The 21,514-nt window shown below is 65.1% G+C and carries 6 protein-coding genes; 5 read left to right on the top strand and 1 reads right to left on the bottom strand.

All coding sequences use genetic code 11. From position 1 onward, the window contains the following. The 4 genes from HGO40_RS13335 to HGO40_RS13350 form a co-directional block, all read left to right on the top strand. A partial coding sequence (locus tag HGO40_RS13335) for a condensation domain-containing protein (protein WP_250963377.1) occupies positions 1–1,989 on the top strand: 1,989 nt, incomplete at its 5' end. A gap of 93 nt (positions 1,990–2,082) precedes the next feature. Next, positions 2,083–12,282, top strand: a complete 10,200-nt coding sequence (locus tag HGO40_RS13340; protein ID WP_250963378.1) for a non-ribosomal peptide synthetase — start codon at positions 2,083–2,085, stop codon at positions 12,280–12,282. Beyond that, the gene (locus HGO40_RS13345; protein ID WP_250963379.1) at positions 12,279–16,109 is read left to right on the top strand and encodes a non-ribosomal peptide synthetase; all 3,831 of its coding nucleotides are present in this window, start codon (positions 12,279–12,281) and stop codon (positions 16,107–16,109) included. The genes HGO40_RS13340 and HGO40_RS13345 overlap by 4 nt, the downstream gene beginning before the upstream one ends. A gap of 1 nt (position 16,110) precedes the next feature. Then, on the top strand, positions 16,111–17,757 hold the full coding sequence (locus tag HGO40_RS13350) for a cyclic peptide export ABC transporter (protein ID WP_250963380.1): 1,647 nt from the start codon (positions 16,111–16,113) through the stop codon (positions 17,755–17,757). 982 nt (positions 17,758–18,739) lie between these two features. Here the strand turns inward: HGO40_RS13350 and fhuF are convergent. After that, on the bottom strand, positions 18,740–19,423 hold the full coding sequence (gene fhuF, locus HGO40_RS13355) for a siderophore-iron reductase FhuF (RefSeq protein ID WP_250963381.1): 684 nt from the start codon (positions 19,421–19,423) through the stop codon (positions 18,740–18,742). A 199-nt stretch (positions 19,424–19,622) separates the two neighbouring features. On the opposite strand from fhuF, the gene HGO40_RS13360 reads away from it, so the two are divergent. Continuing rightward, a complete protein-coding gene (locus HGO40_RS13360) occupies positions 19,623–21,326 on the top strand; it encodes an ABC transporter ATP-binding protein/permease (protein WP_250963382.1) in 1,704 nt (567 codons plus the stop codon). Positions 21,327–21,514: the final 188 nt, after the last annotated feature.

Raw genomic sequence — 21,514 nt, forward strand, 5'->3', positions numbered from 1 at the left:
GACCTGACCGAAGAACGCTTCCTCGCCAGCCCGTTCGTGGCCGGAGATCGGCTGTACCGCACCGGCGACCGTTGCCGTTTCCTGGCCGATGGCAACATCGAGTACCTGGGGCGTCTCGACCATCAGGTGAAACTGCGTGGCCAGCGCATCGAGCTGGGGGAAATCGACTCAGCCCTGTTGAACCTGCCGGCCGTTACCGGCGCCTGCACCCTGGTCATCGACAACCGCCTGGTGGCGTTCTACAGCAGTGCCACCGCGCAGTCGGACCTCGACACACAACTGGCGACCGAGCTGCCGGCCTACATGGTGCCAGCGGTGTGGGTGCACATCCCGGCCCTGCCCCTGAGTACCAATGGCAAGATCGACCGCAAGGCCCTGGCCGCCCTGCCCTTGCCCAACACCCAGAAAGACTACGCGGCACCGCGCAACGACCTGGAGCGCCTGCTTTGCCAGTTGTTCGGCGAACTGCTCGGCGAAACCTTGACCGGCGGCCGTGAAGTCGGCACCTCGGACAGTTTCTTCGCCTTGGGCGGTGACTCGATCCTCGGCCTGAAACTGATCTCACGCTTGCGTGAACAGGGCTATTCGCTCACGCCACGGGACCTGTTCCGTTCGCCGACCCCGGCGGCCCTGGCCCACGTGACCACCGCCCTGCTGACCCAGGCCGAACAAGGCGACGTGACCGGACCGATGCCGCTGATGCCGTTGCACCAGTGGTTCTTCGACCAGCAACAGGTCCAGGCCGCGCACTGGAACCAATCGGTGCTGGCCGACAGCGACCGTCGCCTGGAACCGGCCATCGTCCAAGCCACGCTGGACCGGCTGGTGGCCCACCACGACGCCCTGCGCCTGCGCTTCACCGAGGTCGACGGCCAATGGCAGGCGCACATCGCGCCAGTGGCTCCGGCCCAACTGACCTGCTGCCAGCAGCCGGAACAACTGCTGCACGTCGCGCAAAGCCTGGACCTGCAACACGGCCCACTGTTTGCCGCAGCCCTGGTGGAAGGCACGTCGCAGCGCCTGTACCTGGTGGCCCATCACTTGGTGGTCGATGCGGTGTCCTGGACGCCGCTGCTGGAAGACTTCCATCAGTTGTACCCAGCCCTGGAGCGCGGCGAGCAGCCGACGTTGCCGGCGAAAACCACCTCCTATCGTCAATGGGCCGAGCACTTGCAAGCCCATGCCGCGAAGGCTGCTGCCGAACATCGCTACTGGAGTGCCCAGGCCTCTGCGAACCGACCGCCCATGGCCACGGTCGCCGAGCGCCAGACCCTCGCGGCCCGCTGGGACGCCAGCCGCACGCACCAATGGCTGACCGAATCCCACGCGGCTTACCGCACGCAACCGGAAGAACTGCTGATCGCCGCCCTCGCCGCGACCCTGGCCGAGGTCGAACAGCGCAGTGACATCGTCGTGGATCTGGAGCGCCACGGGCGTGACGCACCGTTTGCCGGGTTGGACGTCGGCCGCACCGTCGGCTGGTTCACCACCCTCTACCCGCTGCACGTGAGCGCCAGCGGTGCCGCGGGCGATCAGGTGCGCAACGCCAAGCAAGCCTTGCGTGACGTCCCCGGCCTGGGCCTGGGCTACGGCTTGCTGCGCCAGCGCGGTGAGTTGCCGGCCAGCCACGGCGACGTGCTGTTCAACTACCTGGGGCATGAGCAAACGCCCGCGGGCTGGTTGCGCGCCAGCGCCCTGACCCCGCCGCCGGACGTGGCCCCGGTGAACCGAGTGACCCATGCCCGGGAAGTGGTGGCCTGGCTGGAGGACGGCGTGTTGCGTGTCGAATGGCACAGCGGCACGCCGAACGCCGACAGCCATTTGCCCGCTCGCCTGCTGGAACGCTTGCAGGCGCTGGTCGAACACTGCCTCGACCCGCAGGCCGGTTCGCTGATGCCGGCGGATTTCCCGCTGGCCAAGGCGCTGAACCAGAAATCCCTGGACAAACTGCTGGGCAAGCTCAAGACCAAACCCGATTCCCAAAGCTAGCGAGCGCCGCCGCGCCTGCGCAGGTCTGAGACCTGCGCGGCGCCTGGATCGACTCACTTGAGTTTTCAAGACTTTGAAATGGACCAAGCAAGCATGAACAACATCGAAGACATCTACTCCCTTTCGCCGACCCAGCACGGCCTGTTGTTCCACAGCGTCTATGAACCGGATTCGCGGGTCTATTACCAGCAATTGAGCCTGGACATGAACGGCCCGCTGCAACTGAGCGCGTTTCGCCGCGCCTGGCAGGCGCTGATGCAGCGCCACGCCGTGCTGCGCAGTGCATTTCTCTGGGAAGAACTGGACGATGCCTATCAGGTGGTGCAACAGGACGTGCCATTGCCCCTGACCGAACTGGACTGGCAAGACCGCGCCGAGCCCCAGGCCGCGCTGGAACAGTTGGCGCTGGAACAGCGGGCACAACCGCTGGAGCTGAACGACTCGCCACTGATGCGCGTGTGCCTGGTGCACCTGGCCCCCGAACGCTGGCATCTGATCTGGACCTTCCATCACATCCTCATGGATGGCTGGAGCGTCGGCATTGCCGTCCAGGAATGGCTGGCGCTGTACTACGAACACGCCCATGGCCGCCCCGCCGACCTGGCGCCGACCCGCCCTTACCGGGACTACATCGCCTGGCTGGCGGAACAGGACATGGCCGCCACCGAAGGCTTCTGGCGCGAGCAGTTGCAGGACGTCAGCGAACCAACGCCGCTGCCCACTTTCGCCGTACGCCAGCCCGCACCTGCGGGGGCACCCTTCGCCGAGCGGGAAAACCTGCTGACGGCCAGCGAAACCGAGCAGCTGGCAAGCTTTGCCCGCCAGCACGACCTGACCATCAACACCTTGATCCAGGGCGCCTGGGCATTGCTGCTGGGCCAACACGCCGGGCGTGACGACGTGGTCTATGGCGTCACCGTCGCCGGTCGTCCGGAGAACCTGGCGGCGGTGGACAGCACCGTCGGGCTGTTCATCAATACCCTGCCGCTGCGCGTGCAATGGGCTGACGCGCCGACGCTGGTGACCTGGCTGCAACATTTGCAGCAAGCCAACAGCGATCTGCGCCACCACGCCTACCTGCCGCTGGGCAAGCTCAAGTCGATGACGCGCATCGCCGCCGAGCAGGCGCTGTTCGACTCGATCCTGGTGTTCGAGAACTTCCCGGTCACCGACGCGCTCAACCAGGACACCGGCGGCTTGAGCTTCAGTGCCCCGAGCAACGACCAGCAGGTTGAAGGCATCACCCTTACCCAAGGCCGCAACCACTTCCCGTTGTCGCTGATTGTGGTGCCGGACAAGCAACTGCACTACCTGATCAGCTACGACCGCAGTCGCTTCAGCGATGCCGAGGTCGCGGTGTTGTCGGCACAGTTGCGCGCCATCCTGTTGGCGTTGACGGCGCAAGCGCAGCGCCGGGTCAGCGAGCTGGAGTGGCTGAGCCCTGAAGAACGCCAGCAACTGCTCGCGCAGGGGCGCGGCGCGCAACTGCCGGTGCCTTCCGCATGCCTGCACCAGCGCTTCGAACAACAAGTGGCCGCCTACCCGGAACACTTGGCGGTCCGCGACCGTCAGGTTGCCCTGACCTACCGTGAACTGGACCAGCAGGCCAACCGCCTCAGCCAATACTTGCTCACCCAGGGCATCGGCCAGGACAGCGTCGTGGCACTGGCCCTTGAACGCAGCGCCGAGTTCGTGATCGCCCTGCTGGCCACCCTCAAGGCTGGCGCCGCCTATCTGCCGCTGGACCTCAAGCAGCCCGCCGGGCGCCTGGCCGACGTGCTGGTGGACAGCCGCGCCGCGCTGCTGGTCGGCGCTGCCGCCTCGCCCCTGCTCAACGGCCTGGCCGAGCACACGCCGACGCTGTGGCTGGCGGAACAGGCCGACGCCATCGCCGCCCAGCCAGACACACCACCAACCGTGCCCCACAGTCCGACTGATGCCGCGTACGTGATCTACACCTCGGGCTCCACCGGCACCCCCAAGGGTGTGGTGGTCGAGCACCAGTCCATCGTCGATTACCTGACGGCGGTGCACGCGGTACTCAACCCGCCGCCGGCGGCCCGCTACGGCTTGCTGTCGAGCATCGCCGCCGACCTGGGCCACACCCAACTGTTCGGCGCCCTGTGCAGCGGCGCCAGCCTGTTGCTGGTGGATGAAGACAGCGGTTTCAGCCCCCTGGCACTGGCCGAACTCTTCGCCCAACACCCGGTGGATGTGCTGAAGATCACCCCAAGCCATCTGGCCGGCCTGTTGCAGGCGCTGCCCGATGCGCGCCTGTTGCCGCGCGCCCTGCTGGTCTTCGGTGGCGACGCCCTCAGCCCGGTGCTGCTGGAGCAGGTCAACCGCCTGGCGCCAGGGCTGCGGGTGTTCAACCACTATGGGCCGAGCGAAGCGACAGTCGGGGCGATTGCCACCGAACTGTCCGCAGGCCTGCGCAGCATCGCCCTCGGCCGGCCACTGCCGAATCGTCAATTGCAAGTCGTGGACGCCAACGGTCGCCTGGTGCCCACCGGGGTGTCCGGTGAGCTGCTGATCAACGGCGCCCTGGCCCGGGGTTACCTGCACCGCCCAGACCTGACCGCCGAACGCTTCCACCTCGACGCGGACCAGCAACGCTGGTACCGCACGGGCGATCGTGTGCGCTGGCAAGTAGACGGCCAACTGGCGTTCCTCGGCCGGGTCGACAGCCAGGTCAAGATCCGTGGCAATCGCCTGGAGCTGGGCGAAGTCGAAGCGCAGATCAAGCGCCTGTCGCCGCTGATCGAACAGGCGCTGGTCCGTGCCGTGGAACTGGACGGCAGCCTGCGCCTGGTGGCTTACCTCGTCGCCAGCCAGTCGCTGTCCGCCACGAAACTGCGCAACGACCTGGGTGCGCGGGTGCCGGACTACATGGTGCCGGCGCACTTCATCACCCTCGACGAACTGCCCCTCACCCGTAACGGCAAGGTCGATGTGCAGCGCTTGCCGCTCCCGCACGAACCCACGGACGACAGCGCCACCCACGTTGCCCCGCGCAATGAAGTCGAAGCGCAACTGGCCGCCATCTGGCAAGACGTCCTGAAGCTGGAACGTGTCGGCGTGCACGACAACTTCTTCGCCCTGGGCGGCGACTCGATCATCAACTTGCAGATCATTGCCCGCGCCAACCAGCAAGGGCTGAAACTCACGCCCCGCCAGCTCTTCGAGAACCGTACCATCGCCGACATCGCCCGCGTGCTGGGCGCCGATGCCAGCCAGGGCGTGGCGCACGAGAGTGCCGATGGCTATGAACTGCCACTGTCCGCCGGACAACTCGCACGCCTGCAACAAGGGCCATTGCACGCCACCTGGCGTTGCGTGGCGTTGACCCAGGCCATCGACAGCGAGCTGCTGACCCAGGCCATCAGCGCCTTGCAGCAACATCACCAGGCCCTGCGCCTGGCGCTCAAGGCCCTGCCGGAGGGCGAGTGGCAGCAACAGGTCCTGGTCGCGGCCAAGGCCCCGGTGATCGCCACCGAGAAACTGGCGACCTGCGCCCCGGCACACCTGCAAGCCCTGGCCCAGGCCGGTGTCGACGCGCTGGAACTGGAGGCTGGCCAAAGCCTGCATGCCCGTCTGCTGGAAGTGGACGGCAAATATTCGCTGCTACTGGCCGCACATCCGCTGTGCCTGGACGAAGCGTCCTGGTCGCTGCTGCTGACCGACCTCAACCTGGCCTTGGCGCAACTGCGTTATCAGCGGCCAGTGCGCCTGTCCTACGCCGGTGGCGACTTCACCCAGTGGACGCGGCACCAACTGGCCCATGCCCAGGGCGATGCCTTGGACGAGGCCTGGGAACATTGGCTGCAATACGCCGGCGTGGAACCGCTGCAACTGCCTGACAGCCAACAGCCGGCCAGCGTGAACGAACAAACCCTGCCAGCCGTCACCTCAGGCGAACTCAAGCGCCTGGGCGAAGTGCTGCAACTGGACTGGAACAGCCTGTTGGCCGCTGCCGTGGCCGAACAGTGCCGCGAGTCGTGCGGCGATGGCCTGGTCGCCCTGAGCGTGCACGATGCGCGGCCGAGTGCCGAGCGCCTGCCGGTCGATGCGCCGATTGCCGTGGCCGACCTCGATCCGGCACGCATCATGGGCCCGTTGGCCCTGGCCGTGCCTTACTTCCTCCAGACCGAAGGCGACAGCCTCCTGCAACGCTTGCAGGCACTGGCCGCGCAGATCCGCGCCTACCCGCAACACGGCGTCGACTATGGCGCCTTGCGCTACCTGTCGGACAACACCTACCTGCAAGAACCGCTGCGCGACCTGCCCGCGGCATCGGTCGCCATCCGCTGGCTGGGCAACTTCGACAGCCACCGCGAAGAACGCGGCATCCTGGCCCAGGTCGAAGCCGCAAGCCCATTGACAACGCCGACTTGCCCGCTGACCCTGGACGCCTGGTGGCAGGATGACTGCCTGCACGTACGCAGCCAAGGCACCCTCGCCGCCGACTGGGCACCACGCCTTGCACAACGCCTGGGCGAACTCGCCGGGCTGGCCAGCGCAGCCGACCTGCGCCCTGCCAGCCAGGCGTTCCCGCTGTGCCACAAGCAAGCGGCGACCCTGGCGGCCGAACCGCTGGACTGGCTGAACATCGAGGACGTCTACCCGCTGTCGTCGATGCAACAAGGCATGCTCCTGCACACCCTGCTGCAACCCCACAGCGGCATCTACCTGATGCAGCAACGCTACAGCTGGGATGGGGCCTTGCAGCGCCCGGCGATGGAAGCCGCGTGGCAGCTGTTCCTCGAGCGCCATCCGATGATGCGCACCGCGTGCTGGTGGCAGGACGACCATGAGCCGCTGCAATGTGTGTATCGCCAAACCCACCGGGCGTTCGACTGGCAGGACTTGCGCCACCTCGACGAAGAGCAACAGCGCCTGGCGATGGATCAGGCCCTCGAAGCACAACGCCTGCAAGGTTTCGACATGGCCTGTGCGCCGTTGACCCACCTGCGGGTGTTCCAACTCGATGAGCGACGCTTCGCCGTGGTGCGCAGCTTCCACCACATCCTGACCGACGCCTGGTGCTTCGGCCTGCTGATGGAAGACCTGCTGGCGATCTACCAGGCCATCGTGCGCCAGGAGCCGGTGGCCCGTCCGCGCCTGCGCTCGTTCCGCGGCTACATGAGCTGGTTGGAACGCCATGACATGGCTGCCGCCCACGCGTTCTGGCAAGCCGAAATGGCCGGTTTCAGCGAGCCAACGCCGCTGCATGTGGACAGCCCGGTGGCCCGCCCGGAGCAGGCACCGGAACAGGTCGGCGACTTCGACCAGACCCTGAGCATCGCCCAGACCCAGCGTCTGCAGCAGCTGTGCCAGCAATACCAACTGACACCCCACACCTGGATCCAGGGCGCCTGGGCGCTGTTGTTGTCGCGCTACAGCGGCAACCGCGACGTGCTGTTCGGCGTGACCGTCGCCGGCCGCCCGACCGACCTCGCCGGTGTAGAAGAAATGGTCGGGCTGTTCATCAACAGCCTGCCACTGCGCATCGATGTCGACCCGCAGGCGCCAGTGGCCGACTGGCTGCAAGCGCTGCTGTCCCACAATGCGCAGTTGCGCGAACATGAAAGCGCATCGTTGGTGGACATCCAGCGTTGCAGCCAAGTGCCGCGCGGCCAGCAGTTGTTCGACAGCCTGGTGGTGTTCGAGAACGCGCCGTTGGACATCAGCAGCGTGCAACTGGATGCCTTCAGCATCGACATCTATGAAGACCGCGTGCACACCAACTTCCCAATGACGGTGGTGTTGTACCCCGGCGACCGCCTGGGCATTCGCCTGTCCTACGACAGCCAGCGTTTCACCACGGACACCGTGCAACGCATGCTCGGGCACTTGGTGCAGTTGCTTTCGGGCATGCTCGAGACACCGCAGGCGCCCCTGGGCAGCTTGCACATGCTGCCCGAGGCCGAACGTCGGCAGTTGCAGATCGACTGCAACCGCAGCGACGTCGACTTCCCCCTGGAGCGCGGCTATGCGGCGCTGTTCGCCGAGCAAGTGCGCAGTCGCCCGCACCACCTGGCCGCCATCTGCCAGGGGCAATCACTGACCTACGCCGAACTCGACCGCCGCGCCAATGCCATCGCCCATGCGTTGCAAGCCGCCGGCGCCGGCCCGGAAACCCTGGTGGCGCTGTTCGCCGAGCGTGGCCTGGCGCTGCTGACGATGCTGATCGCCACGCTCAAGGTCGGCGCGGCGTTCCAGTCGCTGGATATCCAACAGCCCCACGCCCGCCTGGCGGAACTGCTGGACCTGGGTGAAGCGCCGCTGTTGCTGGTGTGCGAGCACGCAGCCTCGACACTGGACAATGTCCTGCCGCAAATGCGCAAGCAACCCACCTGCCTGATCGCCCAGGCGCTCTGGCAAGGCAACGAGCAGCCACCGGTCACCTACGCCCACACCCCTGAGCAACTGGCCTACGTGATTTTCACTTCCGGTTCCACCGGTACGCCAAAAGGCGTGATGGTCGAACAGCGAGGCATGCTCAACAACATGTTCGGCAAGGTCCCGAGCCTGGGCCTGGGTGAGCACGACCGGATTGCCCAGACCGCTTCGGCGGCGTTCGATATCAGCGTGTGGCAGTTCCTCGCCGCGCCGCTGTTCGGCGCCACCGTGCACATCCTGCCCGATGCCCAGGCCCACGACCCCGTGGCCCTGCTCGACGCTGTTGAAGAACATCAGCTGACCCTGCTGGAAACCGTGCCGGCGCTGATTCGCGGCATGCTCCAGGAAAGCCAGGCGCACCACGCCCTGGCGAGCCTGCGCTGGCTCCTGCCCACCGGAGAGGCATTGCCACCGGCCCTGGCGCGGGACTGGTTCGCCCGCTTCCCGGCGATTGCGTTGATGAACGCCTACGGTCCCGCCGAGTGCTCGGACGACGTCGCCTTCTACCCCATCACCGAAGCGCCAGCCGACGACTGCCTGCACATGCCCATCGGCAAGCCGACCGCCAATAACCAGGTGTTCGTCCTCGATTCAGACCTGCGCATGGTTCCCATCGGCGTGCCGGGTGAGTTGTGCATCGGCGGTGTCGGCGTCGGTCGCGGCTACCTGCGCGATCCGCAACGCACCCGCGAAGCCTTTGTCCCGCACCCATTCCAGGCCGATGCGCGCCTGTATCGCAGTGGTGATATCGGCCGGATGCGCGCCGATGGCGTGATCGAATACCTCGGCCGTCGCGACCAGCAAGTGAAGATCCGTGGTCACCGCATCGAACTGGGCGAAATCGAAAACCGCCTGATGCAGCACCCGGCAGTGGACAGCGCGGCGGTGCTGGCGCTGCCCGATGCCCGTGGCGCGTTGCAACTGGTGGCCTGGTACGTGCTCGACGAAGCGGCCGACCTGGGCGGCGAGTCCACGCAACAGGCCTTGAGCGCTTACCTGGGCCAGCAACTGGCAAGCTACATGGTCCCGGCTCGTTGGCTGGCCCTTGCGCAATTGCCACTGAACGCCAATGGCAAGGTCGACCGTCGTGCCCTCACCGCCCTGGGCGTCCCCCAGGACGAAACGGCGCAGGCGAAATCCATGGCACCGCGCACGCCGACCGAACAGGTCCTGGCCGAACTCTGGCAAGAAATTCTCGGCCTCGACAACGTGGGTGTGCACGACGACTTCTTCGCCATCGGCGGTCACTCATTGCTGGCCACCCAGGTGTTGTCGCGGATTCGTCGACGGTTGAACGTGAACCTGCCGCTGCGCACGCTGTTCGAGCGTGGCACCCTCGAGCAACTGGCCGACGCGGTGGATCGACAGCGCGACGCCCAGAGCGAGGCCGACGGCGACAGCGAAATCGCCCTGGCGCCGCGTAACCAGCCGTTGCCGCTGTCCTACAGCCAGCAACGGTTGTGGTTCCTGGATCGCTTCGAAGGCCCTAGCGCCGCCTACAACATGACCACCACCGTCAGGCTGCGTGGCGCGCTGGATGTCGCGGCCCTGCAAGGAGCCTTGCAAGCGGTGTTCGAACGCCATGAGTCCTTGCGCACCGCGTTCCACCTCCACGGCGACCAGCCTTGCCAGGTCATCAGCCCGGCGCCGATGGTCGACTTGACGCCGACCGAGCTGAGTCACCTCGCCAGCGAGGAACAGGCGCAAACCCTGCAACGCCTGATCGATGAACAGGCCGGGCGTCCGTTCGACCTGCAACAGGCGCCGATGCTGCGCGCCAACCTGCTGCACTTGGGAAGCGACGATCACGTGCTGCAACTGGTGCTGCATCACATCGCCACGGACGCCTGGTCCATGGGCATCCTGATGCAGGAGTTGATCGTCGGCTACCAGGCCCGCACCAGCGGCTCGACGCCGGTGCTGCCAGTGTTGCCGATCCAGTTCGCCGACTATGCCTACTGGCAACGCAGCGAAGCGCAACAGCGCCTGCTGGGCCGGGCCATCGACTACTGGCGTCGCCAGCTCGACGGCGCGCCCATGGTGAACCCGCTGCCGCTTGACCAGCCACGCCCGGCACGTCCCGACTACCAGGGCGCGGCCCTGGAGCAACGCTTCACCGCCGCCCAGACGCAGGTGCTCAAGGCCTATGCGCAGGCACAACGGGCGACGCTGTTCATGGTCCTGCTCAACGCCTTCAACAGCCTGTTGCAGCGGACCACCGGGGCCAATGACTTTATCGTCGGCACCGACCTGGCCAACCGCGAACATCCGGCCCTGGAACACCTCGTCGGGTTCTTCGTCAACGTGTTGCCGATCCGTGCCCGCCTGAGCGAAGGCGAAACCTTCGACACCCGCCTGCAACGCTTGCGCGAAGATTGCCTGTCGGCGTTCCAGCACCAGCAAGTGCCGTTCGACAAACTGGTAGAGGAACTGCAGCCGCCGCGTACGCCAGGGGTCAATCCGCTGGTCCAGGTGTTGTTCGTCATGCAGAACACACCCAGCGGCAATGCCAGCCTGCCGGACCTTGAGGTGGAACACTTGGTATCGCCCCAGGAGAGCAGCAAGTTCGACCTCGCCGTGTTTGTCGAAGAAGACGAGGAACAAGGGCTGAACGTGCGCTGGGTGTATCGCACCAGTGTGTTGCAAGAGCAGACCATCCAGCGCCTAGAACAAGGTTTCGAGCACCTGTTGGAGCAGCTCGTCGTGGCCCCGGCGCAAGCGCTGGACCAATGGTCGTGGCGCCTTGAGGGCGGCAATGCCAGCGCACCGTCCCAGCCTGAAGCGTCGCTCGACGAGGCCTCGGCCCGCAGCGCGCGCAAGCAGTCGAAACTGAGCAAGCTCAAGCAGACCCGCGCAACCGCCGTAAGCCAGGTGGCCCACGAGCAGGTCCGTACCCGCACCCTCGACGCCGGGCAAGCCTTGCCGTTGGTGATCGAGCCCTTGCTCGGCGACCTGGACCCGGTGCACTGGGCGCTGCAAGCCCGGGAATGGATCAACGCCCAACTGCTGACCCACGGCGGCCTGTTGTTCCGCGGTTTCAACCTGCCGGATGCCGCCGCTTTCGAGCAGTTCGCCCAGGCCATCGAGCCCGACCTCTACGGGACCTACGGCGACCTGCCGAAGAACACTTCCGGCAAGAACATCTACCACTCCACGCCGTACCCGGAACAGCACATGATTCTCTTCCACAACGAGAGCTCCCATCTGCCGCAGTGGCCACGCAAGCAGTGGTTCTACTGCGAAACACCGGCGCCACGTGGCGGCTGCACGCCCATCGTCGATTGCCGGCAGGTGCTGGCGCGCTTGCCCGAGGATATCGTCGCTCGCTTCAAGGCCCTGGGGCTGCTTTACGTGCGGCACTTCACCGACAAGCTGGATGTGCGCTGGCAGGACTTCTTCAAGACCGAACAGCGCGAGGAAGTCGAGCGCCAATGCCTGGCATCAGGCATGCGCTGGGAGTGGCTGGGGGCCGACAACCTGCGGATCGCCCAGCATTGCCCGGCCATCGTCGCGCATCCCGAGACCGGGGAGTTGTCGTTCTTCAATCAGGTGCAACTGCACCACACCGCCTGCCTGGAGCCGGAAGTGCGCAGCAACCTGATCAGCCTGTTCGGCCCCGGGCACCTGCCCCGCAACGTCTACTACGGTGACGGCAGCGTGATCGAAGACGCCGTGATGCAGGTGATCGGCGCGGCCTATGAAGACTGCGCGGTACGTTTCAGTTGGCAAAAGGGTGACATGGTGATGCTGGACAACATGCTGGTGGCCCACGCTCGGGATCCCTTCGAGGGCGAGCGCAAGATCTGCGTCGCCATGGGCCAGATGATGCGCCGTGAAGAATTGACCGGCGGCCTGCCCGAAGCGCAGCCGACTGCGGAGGTGCAGGCATGAGCGCCTTCGAGAAACGTGAAGAAGCCTTCGCCCTCTCGCCCCAGCAACGCAGCCAGTGGTTGGCGGGGTTGCCCGCAGTGCGCCTGGAACTGGAAATAACAGGCCCGTTGGCCCTTGAGCGCCTGCGCCAACGGCTCGTCGCCCTGAGCGACTGCCATGAGGCCCTGCGCCTGCGGGTGCGGCCTGAGCCGGGCTTGCTGATGCCGTTGCAAGTGGTGGAATCCACCGTCATGGCCGCGGACGCCATCAGCGTCGAGGCGCACGCGGTCGGCGACGATCGCCACCGGGTGACGCTGCAACTGCCGGCGCTGAGCGCGGATCGCGGGACCCTGCTGCGCCTGGCGCAGGCATTGGCCTCGACGGATGCGCCGACGCTGGATGACGAGGCCATGACGTATACCCAGTACAGCGCCTGGCTCTACGAATTGCAGGCCGATGAAGACGCCGAGCCTGGCCGGCGTTTCTGGGCCAGCCAGGCCCTGGACGAGCCGGCCGCCGGCGAGTTGCTCTACCGCCAGGTACGCAGCGACCGCCCTGGCGCCCCGGTGACCACTCGCCTGAGCGCCGATCCACAGTTGAGCGTGGCCCTCGACGGTTTTTGCCAACGTCACGACGCCTCGCCCGAGCAGATCCTGATGACGGCCTGGGGCGTGCTGTTGCAACGCCTGAGTACCGGTGACAACCCGGCACTGACCCTGAACTGGGTCCACGATTGCCGCGACGACTATGAAGAACTCGCCGACTGCTGGGGCTTGTTCGCCAAGCCCCTGCCCCTGCGCTGGCAACCGGCGGCGGCTAGCCCGTTTGCCCAGGCGCTGGCAGACCTGCAAGCGCTCTGCGAACACGCCACGGAGTGGCAGGAGTACTGCGGCGTCAGCGCTGCATTGCCGACCGAGGCTTCGCAGTACGGCTTCCAGTGGGGAGGGCAACTGCCCGATCGACTCGACACCCTGGGCAGCCTGGCATCGACACTCACGGTGCTGGACGTACAAGCCATCCCTGCGGGCATGGAGCTGCTACTGTTGGTCGAAACCAGCGCCGGCGGTTATCGCCTGAACCTCTGCCACCTGCCGGGTCGCTACAGCGAACAAGCCGCACGGGTCTTGCTGGAGCAGTTCCAATCGCTGCTGCTCGATGCCCTCGCCCACCCCGACAAACCCCTGGCCGAGCTGTCCTTGCAGGCGCCGAGCTTCACCGCGACGCTGGCCGCCCTGCAGGACGATGTCGCCGTGTTGCCGTTTACCAGCGTGCCGGCCGGTTTCGATGCCTGTGCCGCGCAGTTCCCCGAGCACTTGGCCCTGCGCGACCACAACGGGCCACTGAGCTACGCCCAATTGCAGGCGCGCAGCAACCAGCTGGCCCATTACCTGCGCGACCAGGGCGTGGGTCGCGAAGATCGCGTGGCGTTGTACCTGGATCGCTCGGCGCAGATGGTCCTGGCCATGCTCGCCGTGCTCAAGAGCGGCGCGGCATTCGTTCCCCTGGATGTGCATCAGCCGGCGCAACGCTCCCTGGCGATCCTGCAACAGGCCCAGCCGGTCTTCGTCCTTAGCGGTTCGGCCGGCAGCGCCCCCGCGTTGCCCGGCATCGGCAGCCTCGACCTGAGTGATGAAGCGACTTGGCAGCAAGCGCCTGCCACGGCAATCGACGCCGAAGTCCAAGGCCAGGACGCGGCCTATGTGCTGTTCACTTCCGGCAGCACCGGCACGCCCAAAGGCGTGATCGTCGAGCATCGGCAACTGGCCAGCTATGTCACAAGCGTGTCCCGGCGCCTGACCCTGGGAGTGGGCGAACGCAGTGCGGTGGTCACTTCGCTGGCCGCCGACCTGGGCTACACGTTGCTGTTCCCGGCGCTGCTCAGCGGCGGCGAATTGCACCTGCTGGACAAGGAAACGGCAATGGACGCCCAAGCCTGGGCAGCCTGGCAGGCGCAGTACCCGATCGACCACCTGAAGGTCGTGCCGTCGTTGCTCGACGCCTGGTTGATTCACGCTCAGAGCGCTGCGGTGTTACCGCGCAAGCAATTGATTCTCGGTGGCGAAAGCTGCTCGCGGCGCCTGCTGCAAAGCATTCGCAGCCTCGCGCCGGCGCTGACGGTCTTCAACCATTACGGCCCGACCGAAACCACCGTGGGGGTGGTGATGCACAAAGCCGAACCGGCCATGGACTATCGCCGCCTGCCCCTGAGCGACCGCCTCGACGGCATGCGCCTGTACCTGCTCGACGAGCAGCAAGCGCTGGCCGCTCCCGGGCAGAGCGCCGAGCTGTATATCGCCGGCCCGCAACTGGCTCGCGGCTACTTGGACGCACAACAAAATGCCGGACGTTTCATCGAACTGGCCCAACGGCCAGGTGAACGCCTCTATCGCACCGGCGACATGGCCCGCTATCGCCATGACGGCAGCCTGGAGATCACCGGGCGTGCCGACCGCCAAGTGAAAATCCGTGGTTTCCGCGTGGAGCTCGATGAGATCCAGGCACAGCTCGCCGGCCTTCCCGGCGTGGCCCAGGCCGCGGTCGAATGCATCCCCCGGGGCGAGCTCGGCCAGCAACTGTTCGCCTTCATGACCCTGGCACCCGGGCATTCGACCACGGTCGCGCGGCTGCATGGCCAGGCCCAGGATTGCTTGCCGGACTACATGCTGCCGACCCTGCGGATCGTCGAGGCATTACCGCTGATGGGCAACGGCAAGCTCGACCGCAAGACGTTGCAGCAATGGGCCGACAAAGTGCTCGACACCGTCGGCAGCGCCTTGCCGCGTACACCGCTGGAAGCCCTGCTCGCCGAGGTCTGGGCACAGGTGCTGGGCCTGGAACGGGTGGGCATCGACGACGACTTCTTCGAGCTGGGCGGCCATTCCCTGGCGGCGGTGACGCTTGCCAGCCGCTTGCAGACCGCGCTGTCGGCACCGGTGACGGTCAATGCGGTGTTCAACGCCCCGAGCGTCTCGGCATTTGCCGCACTGGTACAGGCCGAACTCAAGCTTTCGCCGCTGGTACGGTTGTCGGCGCCCAACGCCGTTGAAGCCGCCAATCTGTTCTGCTTCCACCCCTCCACCGGCCACGTGCAGGATTACCGCACGCTGCTGACGCCGCTTGCGGCCTGGCACCTCTGGGGCTTGCAGGCGGCATACCTGACCGACGACAGCACGACGCTGGGCGGCGATATCGAAAGCCTCGCCGCGTGCTACGTCGAGCACCTGCGCCAACAACAACCCCAAGGGCCTTATCACCTGCTGGGGTTCTCCCTCGGTGGCCTGCTGGCGATTGCCGCGGCCGCGCGCCTGGAAAGCCAGGGCGAAGAAGTGGCGTTTCTCGGTATCATCGACTCGCAATACCAGCATCAAGCGCCGGAAGACAGTGTCGAAGCGCTGCTGGAATCAGCTTCCCAAGCGCTGACGCTGGACAGCCAGGCCGTGTTACGCCAGTTGCCAACGCCGATCATGACCGCGTTGCTGGCGCAACTGGACGCCCTGCCCCCGGCGGCACGCTTGCCGGAGCTGGTCCAGTGGGCACGGCAACAAGGCCTGCAACTCGATGGCGACAGTTGGGAACATTTACAAACACGGCTGCGCTACCAGCAGCATACGCAGCACCTGCTGGCCACGTTCAAGCCCGTACGGTTGAGCTGCCCGGTGCATGTCTGGTGGGCCAGCGATACCCTGGCCCAGGCTGAATTCGCCGACCCGCACTGGGAAAACCTCAGCAGTGGGCCGTTGACCCGCGAGGTCATCGCTGCGCAACACCTGACCATCCTTGAGCAACGCGCCCTGCACGAACAATTGGCGGCGCGCCTCACGGCCATTGCTACACACGGAGTGGTTTGAAATGGATCTGTTGTTACTCATGGCTAAACGCTCCTGGCGCGCACTGCTGGTGGCGACCCTCACGGGTCTGACCTGCGGCCTCGCGGCAGCCGGCCTGATCGCCAACATCAACCACAGCCTGGAGGTGTTCGATACGCTGCGCGCGGTGGATGGCCTGCTCTTCGCCGGCCTGGTGGTGTTGGTCGCGGTGTCGCGGATCATCTCCGACATCAGCCTGCTGCGCCTGGGCCAGGCGGCGGTCAACGACATGCGCCTGCACCTGAGCGCCAAGCTGATCGACACGCCCTACGCGCAATTGCAGCGCCTGGGTAAGCATCGCCTGCTGGCGATGCTTACCGACGATACGCAAACCATCAGCCAGGCCGTGGAGTTGGTGCCGATCCTGTTGGTCAACGTCGGGATCATCGCCGCGTGCCTCGCCTACCTGGGCTGGCTCAGCATGCCGCTGCTCGGCCTGACACTGCTGCTGATCGCCTTGGGCAGCCTGAGCTTTCACTGGCCGCAACGCCGGGCCCTGACCTCGATCTCCCGTGCTCGTGAGCTCAAGGACCAGTTGTTCAATCAATACCGCCTGCTCACCGATGGCAGCAAGGAACTGCAACTCAACCATCCGCGCCGGCAGCACTTCTTCACCCGCCTGCTGATACCGGTGAGCCAGCAATACCGCCGCGATTTTGTCCGAGGCATGAGCATCTACGCCCTGGTCCTGAACTGGGGCAATGCCGTGTTCTACCTGCTGATCGGCGTGGTGTTGTTCGCCGCGCCGCATTTCATCGACCTGAGCGCGAGCCTGGTCACCGGCTATATCCTGGCGATCCTCTACATGATCACGCCATTGTCGGAACTGATGCATGCCTTGCCGACCCTCGGCCGGGCCAGCGAGGCCCTGAACAAGATCCGCGCCCTGGAAGGCGAGATGCAAACCGCCGACGAGCCCCTCGACACGAACTCGCCGACCCAGGTCCGCAGCCGGGTGCGCCGCCAGGTCACCCACACCTACTACCGCGAGCGCGAGGACGGGCACTTCACCCTGGGCCCCATCGACGTCACCCTCAATGCCGGCGAAGTGGTGTTCATCACCGGCGGCAACGGCAGCGGCAAGACCACCCTGGCCTTGTTGCTGACCGGGCTGTACCGGCCGGAAAGCGGCGAGATCATGCTCGACGAGCAAGTCTCCTCGAGCAATGACAACCACCATTACCGGCAGCACTTCTCGGCGATCTTCACCGACTTCTGCCTGTTCGAGAACCTGTTCGATGGCGACGATCCGCACTTGGTGAAACAGGCGCAGGACTACCTGGTCCACCTACAGCTGGACCATAAGGTGCAAATCGAGGAAGGCAAGCTGACAACCCTGGCGCTGTCCACCGGGCAACGCAAGCGCCTGGCGCTGCTCAGCGCCTATCTGGACGACCGTCCGTGCTATCTGTTCGACGAATGGGCCGCCGCCCAGGACCCGGTGTTCAAGCACTTTTTCTACACCCGGATCCTGCCGGACCTGCGCGAGCGCGGCAAACTGCTGATCGTCATTTCCCATGACGACGCCTACTTCGGCCTGGCCGACCGGTTGATCCGCATCGAACACGGTAAGCTCAGCGAAGTTGCCCCACAGGCTGATGCGATGCGTGTGGTCGAAATGCTGTCTTGAGGAAATCCTGAACACTGGGTAGTGCTGTTGACTTAGAAAAACGGCGCTTGTTTCAGAAATGAAAAGCGCCGTTGTTTTTGGGGTAGTGTGCATATCCGTTGCTGCGGTAACGGCCACTAAGGGTTCCGCCCTTACGGCGGGTCACTTTCGAAAAGCGCGAAAGTAACCAAAGCGCTCATGCCCCACCACTCGTTGCCTCGCTAGGGCTCGGCATGCCTGAACGAAGGCATTGCTCCGTGGGCCGCCGCGAAGGGCCATCCATGGCCCAGCGCGGCTAACCCGGCATCCATGCCGGGTTGCCCACTGCACAACGCCTCCGTTCAGCCATCGTGGTTAACGGGGCGTCCGAGATCAACGTCCACCACGAGGCGGCCTAACAGCCGACCTGGTTCTTGGTGAGACCGCGTTTCCCCTGTAGGAGCGAGCCTGCTCGCGAAGACGATGTGTCAGTTTGCGGTGATGTTGGATGTGCCGGCCTCATCGCGAGCAGGCTCGCTCCCACAGGGTTCTGCGGCGTATGTGCATTTTTGTGGTTGCCGAAAATCCATGTGGGAGCGAGCTTGCTCGCGATAGCGGCGGCTCAGCCACATAAAATGTCGGCTTGTACCCCGCTCTTGCTCTTGCTCATGCTCATGCTCTTGCTCTTGCTCTTGCTCTTGCTCTTGCTTTGGATCTTGATCTTGATCTCGACGCCCCGTTAACCACGATGGCCGAACGCAGGCATTGCGCAGTGGGCACCTCGGCATGGATGCCGAGGTAGCCGCGCTGGGCCATGGATGGCCCTTCGCGGCGGCCCACGGAGCAATGCCGGAGTGAGGGCATGCCGAGCCCTAGCGAGGCACCGAGTGGTGGGGCAAAGCGTTTTTGGTTACTTTTGGCGCTTTTCCAAAAGTGACCCGCTGTAAAAGCGGAACCATAAGTCGCCGTTACCGCAGCAACGGATATGCACCCAATCCAATCCAACCCAAAAGAAAACGACGCCCTACTCATAGATGTAATGCAGGTAACTCACCTGCTCCGCCACTGGCAGGCGGTGCAGCTTGGGGCAGGATTCGCAGAGCACGGGCGGTTGGCCTTCGACCGGCTCGTGCAGTTGGTAATGCAGGCAGCAATGCCGGCGCAAGGGCAAGCTGGGGCAAATCTGCGGCGCCGGTGACTCGACCATGCGTTGCAGACCCCGCAGTTTCAAGCGGCCATTGTTCACCGTGACGGGCTCCAGCCACTGGTGCGCCTCGGCGAAACCCTCCCTGGACAGGTCCGGGTCCATCCTGGCGAAGGCGCCGTCCCAGATGGCGACGAAGTTGCCCCACAATATTTTCGGGGCCAGGCCACCGGCGGCGGCCAATGTGCTGAACAGTGGCGCCAGGTGCTCATGGACCAACCGTGACCAGTAAGCCGCCCGGTCATCCGCGGCCAAGTCCGACAGCCCGGCAGCCAGGCCCAGCGCCGCCGGTTGGCCGTCGTCGTGCAACAGCTGCGCGTCCTCGCCCCAGAACTCGATGGCGCAGCGACGCGTCAACACGCAGGCCAGGGTGGCGGGCAAGACAATGCTCATGTAGTTCATCGACCACTGCGACACCACGGCGGCACGGTTCACCCCCGGGTAACGCAGGGCGAATCGGGTCAGCAAGGGTTGCAGCACGGCAGGATCGGCAAGCTGGCTCAACGCGATGGAAGGCTGATCGCCAGGTGCCTGCCGGATGACCCGCTGTATCGGCGGCCAGGCCTGGTTAAGCCATTCTGGAAATTCGATAACGGGGCTCCCGTGGCTTTCCCTAATTAATGCAAACGATTAGCATTGGCTGATCCTATCCTCCCTCCCCTGCAAACTCAACGTCGTTAGCGACCAGGCTCATCAAGACTCCATGCACACACTCCGCAACTTCTGGCGTCTCGCGCGGCCTTTCTGGGCTTCCGAGGAAAAGTACCCGGCCCTGTGGCTGCTGTTGGCCACCGTGCTGATGACCCTGTGCCTGGTCGGTGTCAACATCCTCACCAACTTCTGGAACCTGCATTTCTATAACGCCTTGCAGGCCTTGGATTACCACGGCTTCCTGATCGGCAGCCTGCAATTCATCCTGCTGCAGATCGGCACGGCGGCCTTTACCGTGGGCGCGTTTCACTTTCAGCAAAAGCTGACCATCCGCTGGCGTCGCTGGGCGACCCGCAACATGCTCGATCAGTGGCTGGGCAGCCAGCGCTACCAGAAGCTGAAATTGACCGAAACCGATGTCGACAACCCCGATCAGCGGATCGCCGAAGACATCGACCTGTTCATCGTCAAGTCACTCAAGTTGAGCCTGGGCCTGTTGACGTCGGTGGTGTCGCTGTTTTCCTTCCTGCATATCCTCTGGCAAGCCTCCAGCCTCGTCAGCGTGCCATTCAACGATCAGGCGTTCGTCATTCCGGGACTGCTGGTGGGGATCGCCCTGGTGTATGCGTTCCTGGGCACCGGCCTGGCCTTTTGGCTGGGCCGCGCCCTGCCCAGCCTCAATTTCATGCAACAGCGGCGTGAAGCGGACTTTCGTTTCTCGCTCATCCGCCTGCGGGAGAACGCTGACTCGGTGGCGCAATACCGCGGCGAAGTCGTGGAGAACGAACGCTTCAACCGTCGCCTGGACGCGGCGCTGGAAAACTTCTGGGCGCTGGTGAAGAAACAGAAGCTGATCATGGGCTACTCGACCTTCTATTTGCGCAGCGCGACGGTCATCCCGATGTTCATCATGGCACCACAGTTCTTTGCCGGCGCCTTTCCCCTCGGCCGCCTGACGCAGATAAGCGCGGCCTTCGGCGAAGTGCACGCGGCCATCGCCTACCTGGTGAGCGTGTTCCCGGAACTGTCGGAATGGAAATCGGTGATCGACCGCTTGGTCGGCTTCCAGGAGCGCCTGGATAACGTCGAGGTCAAGTCCCAGGTCAGGCACGAACAGCAGGCCAGCGGTCTTGATATCAAGGACCTGGACATCTGGCTGCCCAATGGCCGGCCGTTGTTCAAAGGTTTCAACCTGTCACTCAAACCCGGCGACAGCCTGATGATCAGCGCACCATCCGGCTACGGCAAATCGACGCTGATCCGCACGATCACCGGGCTGTGGCATCACGCTCGCGGCTCGAGTGGCTATGACCGCGAGCGCGCCCTGACCCTGTCGCAAAAACCCTACCTGCCGCTGGGCAGCCTGCGCGAAGCGCTCTGGTACCCCAACCCGCCCCGTCGCGACGAGGATGCCGCGCTACGCCAGGTCATGGAGCAAGTCGGCCTGCAACACCTGGCCGATCAGTTGGAAGAGGAGCGGGACTGGTCACAGACCCTCAGCATCGGCGAACAGCAACGCTGCGCGTTCGTCAGGGCCCTGCTGGCCCGGCCCACGGTGCTGTTCCTCGACGAAAGCAGCTCAGCGCTGGATGCGGCAAACGAAGCGCGTTGCTATCAGCTGCTCAGGGAGACGCTGCCGGACACGATCCTGATCAGCGTCGGGCACAGCGCTTCCCTGGAGCACTTCCATTGGCACGTCCTGGAGCTAAAGGACGAGGCGCAGTGGGTGCATCGCAAGGTCAAGCAAGCGGTGTGAACCCGCATCCTGTGCCTACGAAATAGAGCATGGGAAAGATAGATCTGTGGCGAGGGAGCTTGCTCCCGCTCGGCTGCGCAGCAGTCGCAAAAGCGGTGTCCGCGGTGTGCCTGGCGAAACGGTGTGGCTGATTTGGGGCCGCTGCGCAGCCCAGCGGGAGCAAGCTCCCTCGCCACAGGATGCACTTG

It is taken from the genome of Pseudomonas sp. CG7 (assembly GCF_023701885.1).
GTDB lineage: Bacteria > Pseudomonadota > Gammaproteobacteria > Pseudomonadales > Pseudomonadaceae > Aquipseudomonas > Aquipseudomonas zanjanensis.

Coding starts and splice junctions, on each gene's coding strand:
- HGO40_RS13340 (WP_250963378.1), top strand. CDS start 2,083: ATGAACAACATCGAAGACATCTACTCCCTTTCGCCGACCCAGCACGGC.
- HGO40_RS13345 (WP_250963379.1), top strand. CDS start 12,279: ATGAGCGCCTTCGAGAAACGTGAAGAAGCCTTCGCCCTCTCGCCCCAG.
- HGO40_RS13350 (WP_250963380.1), top strand. CDS start 16,111: ATGGATCTGTTGTTACTCATGGCTAAACGCTCCTGGCGCGCACTGCTG.
- HGO40_RS13360 (WP_250963382.1), top strand. CDS start 19,623: ATGCACACACTCCGCAACTTCTGGCGTCTCGCGCGGCCTTTCTGGGCT.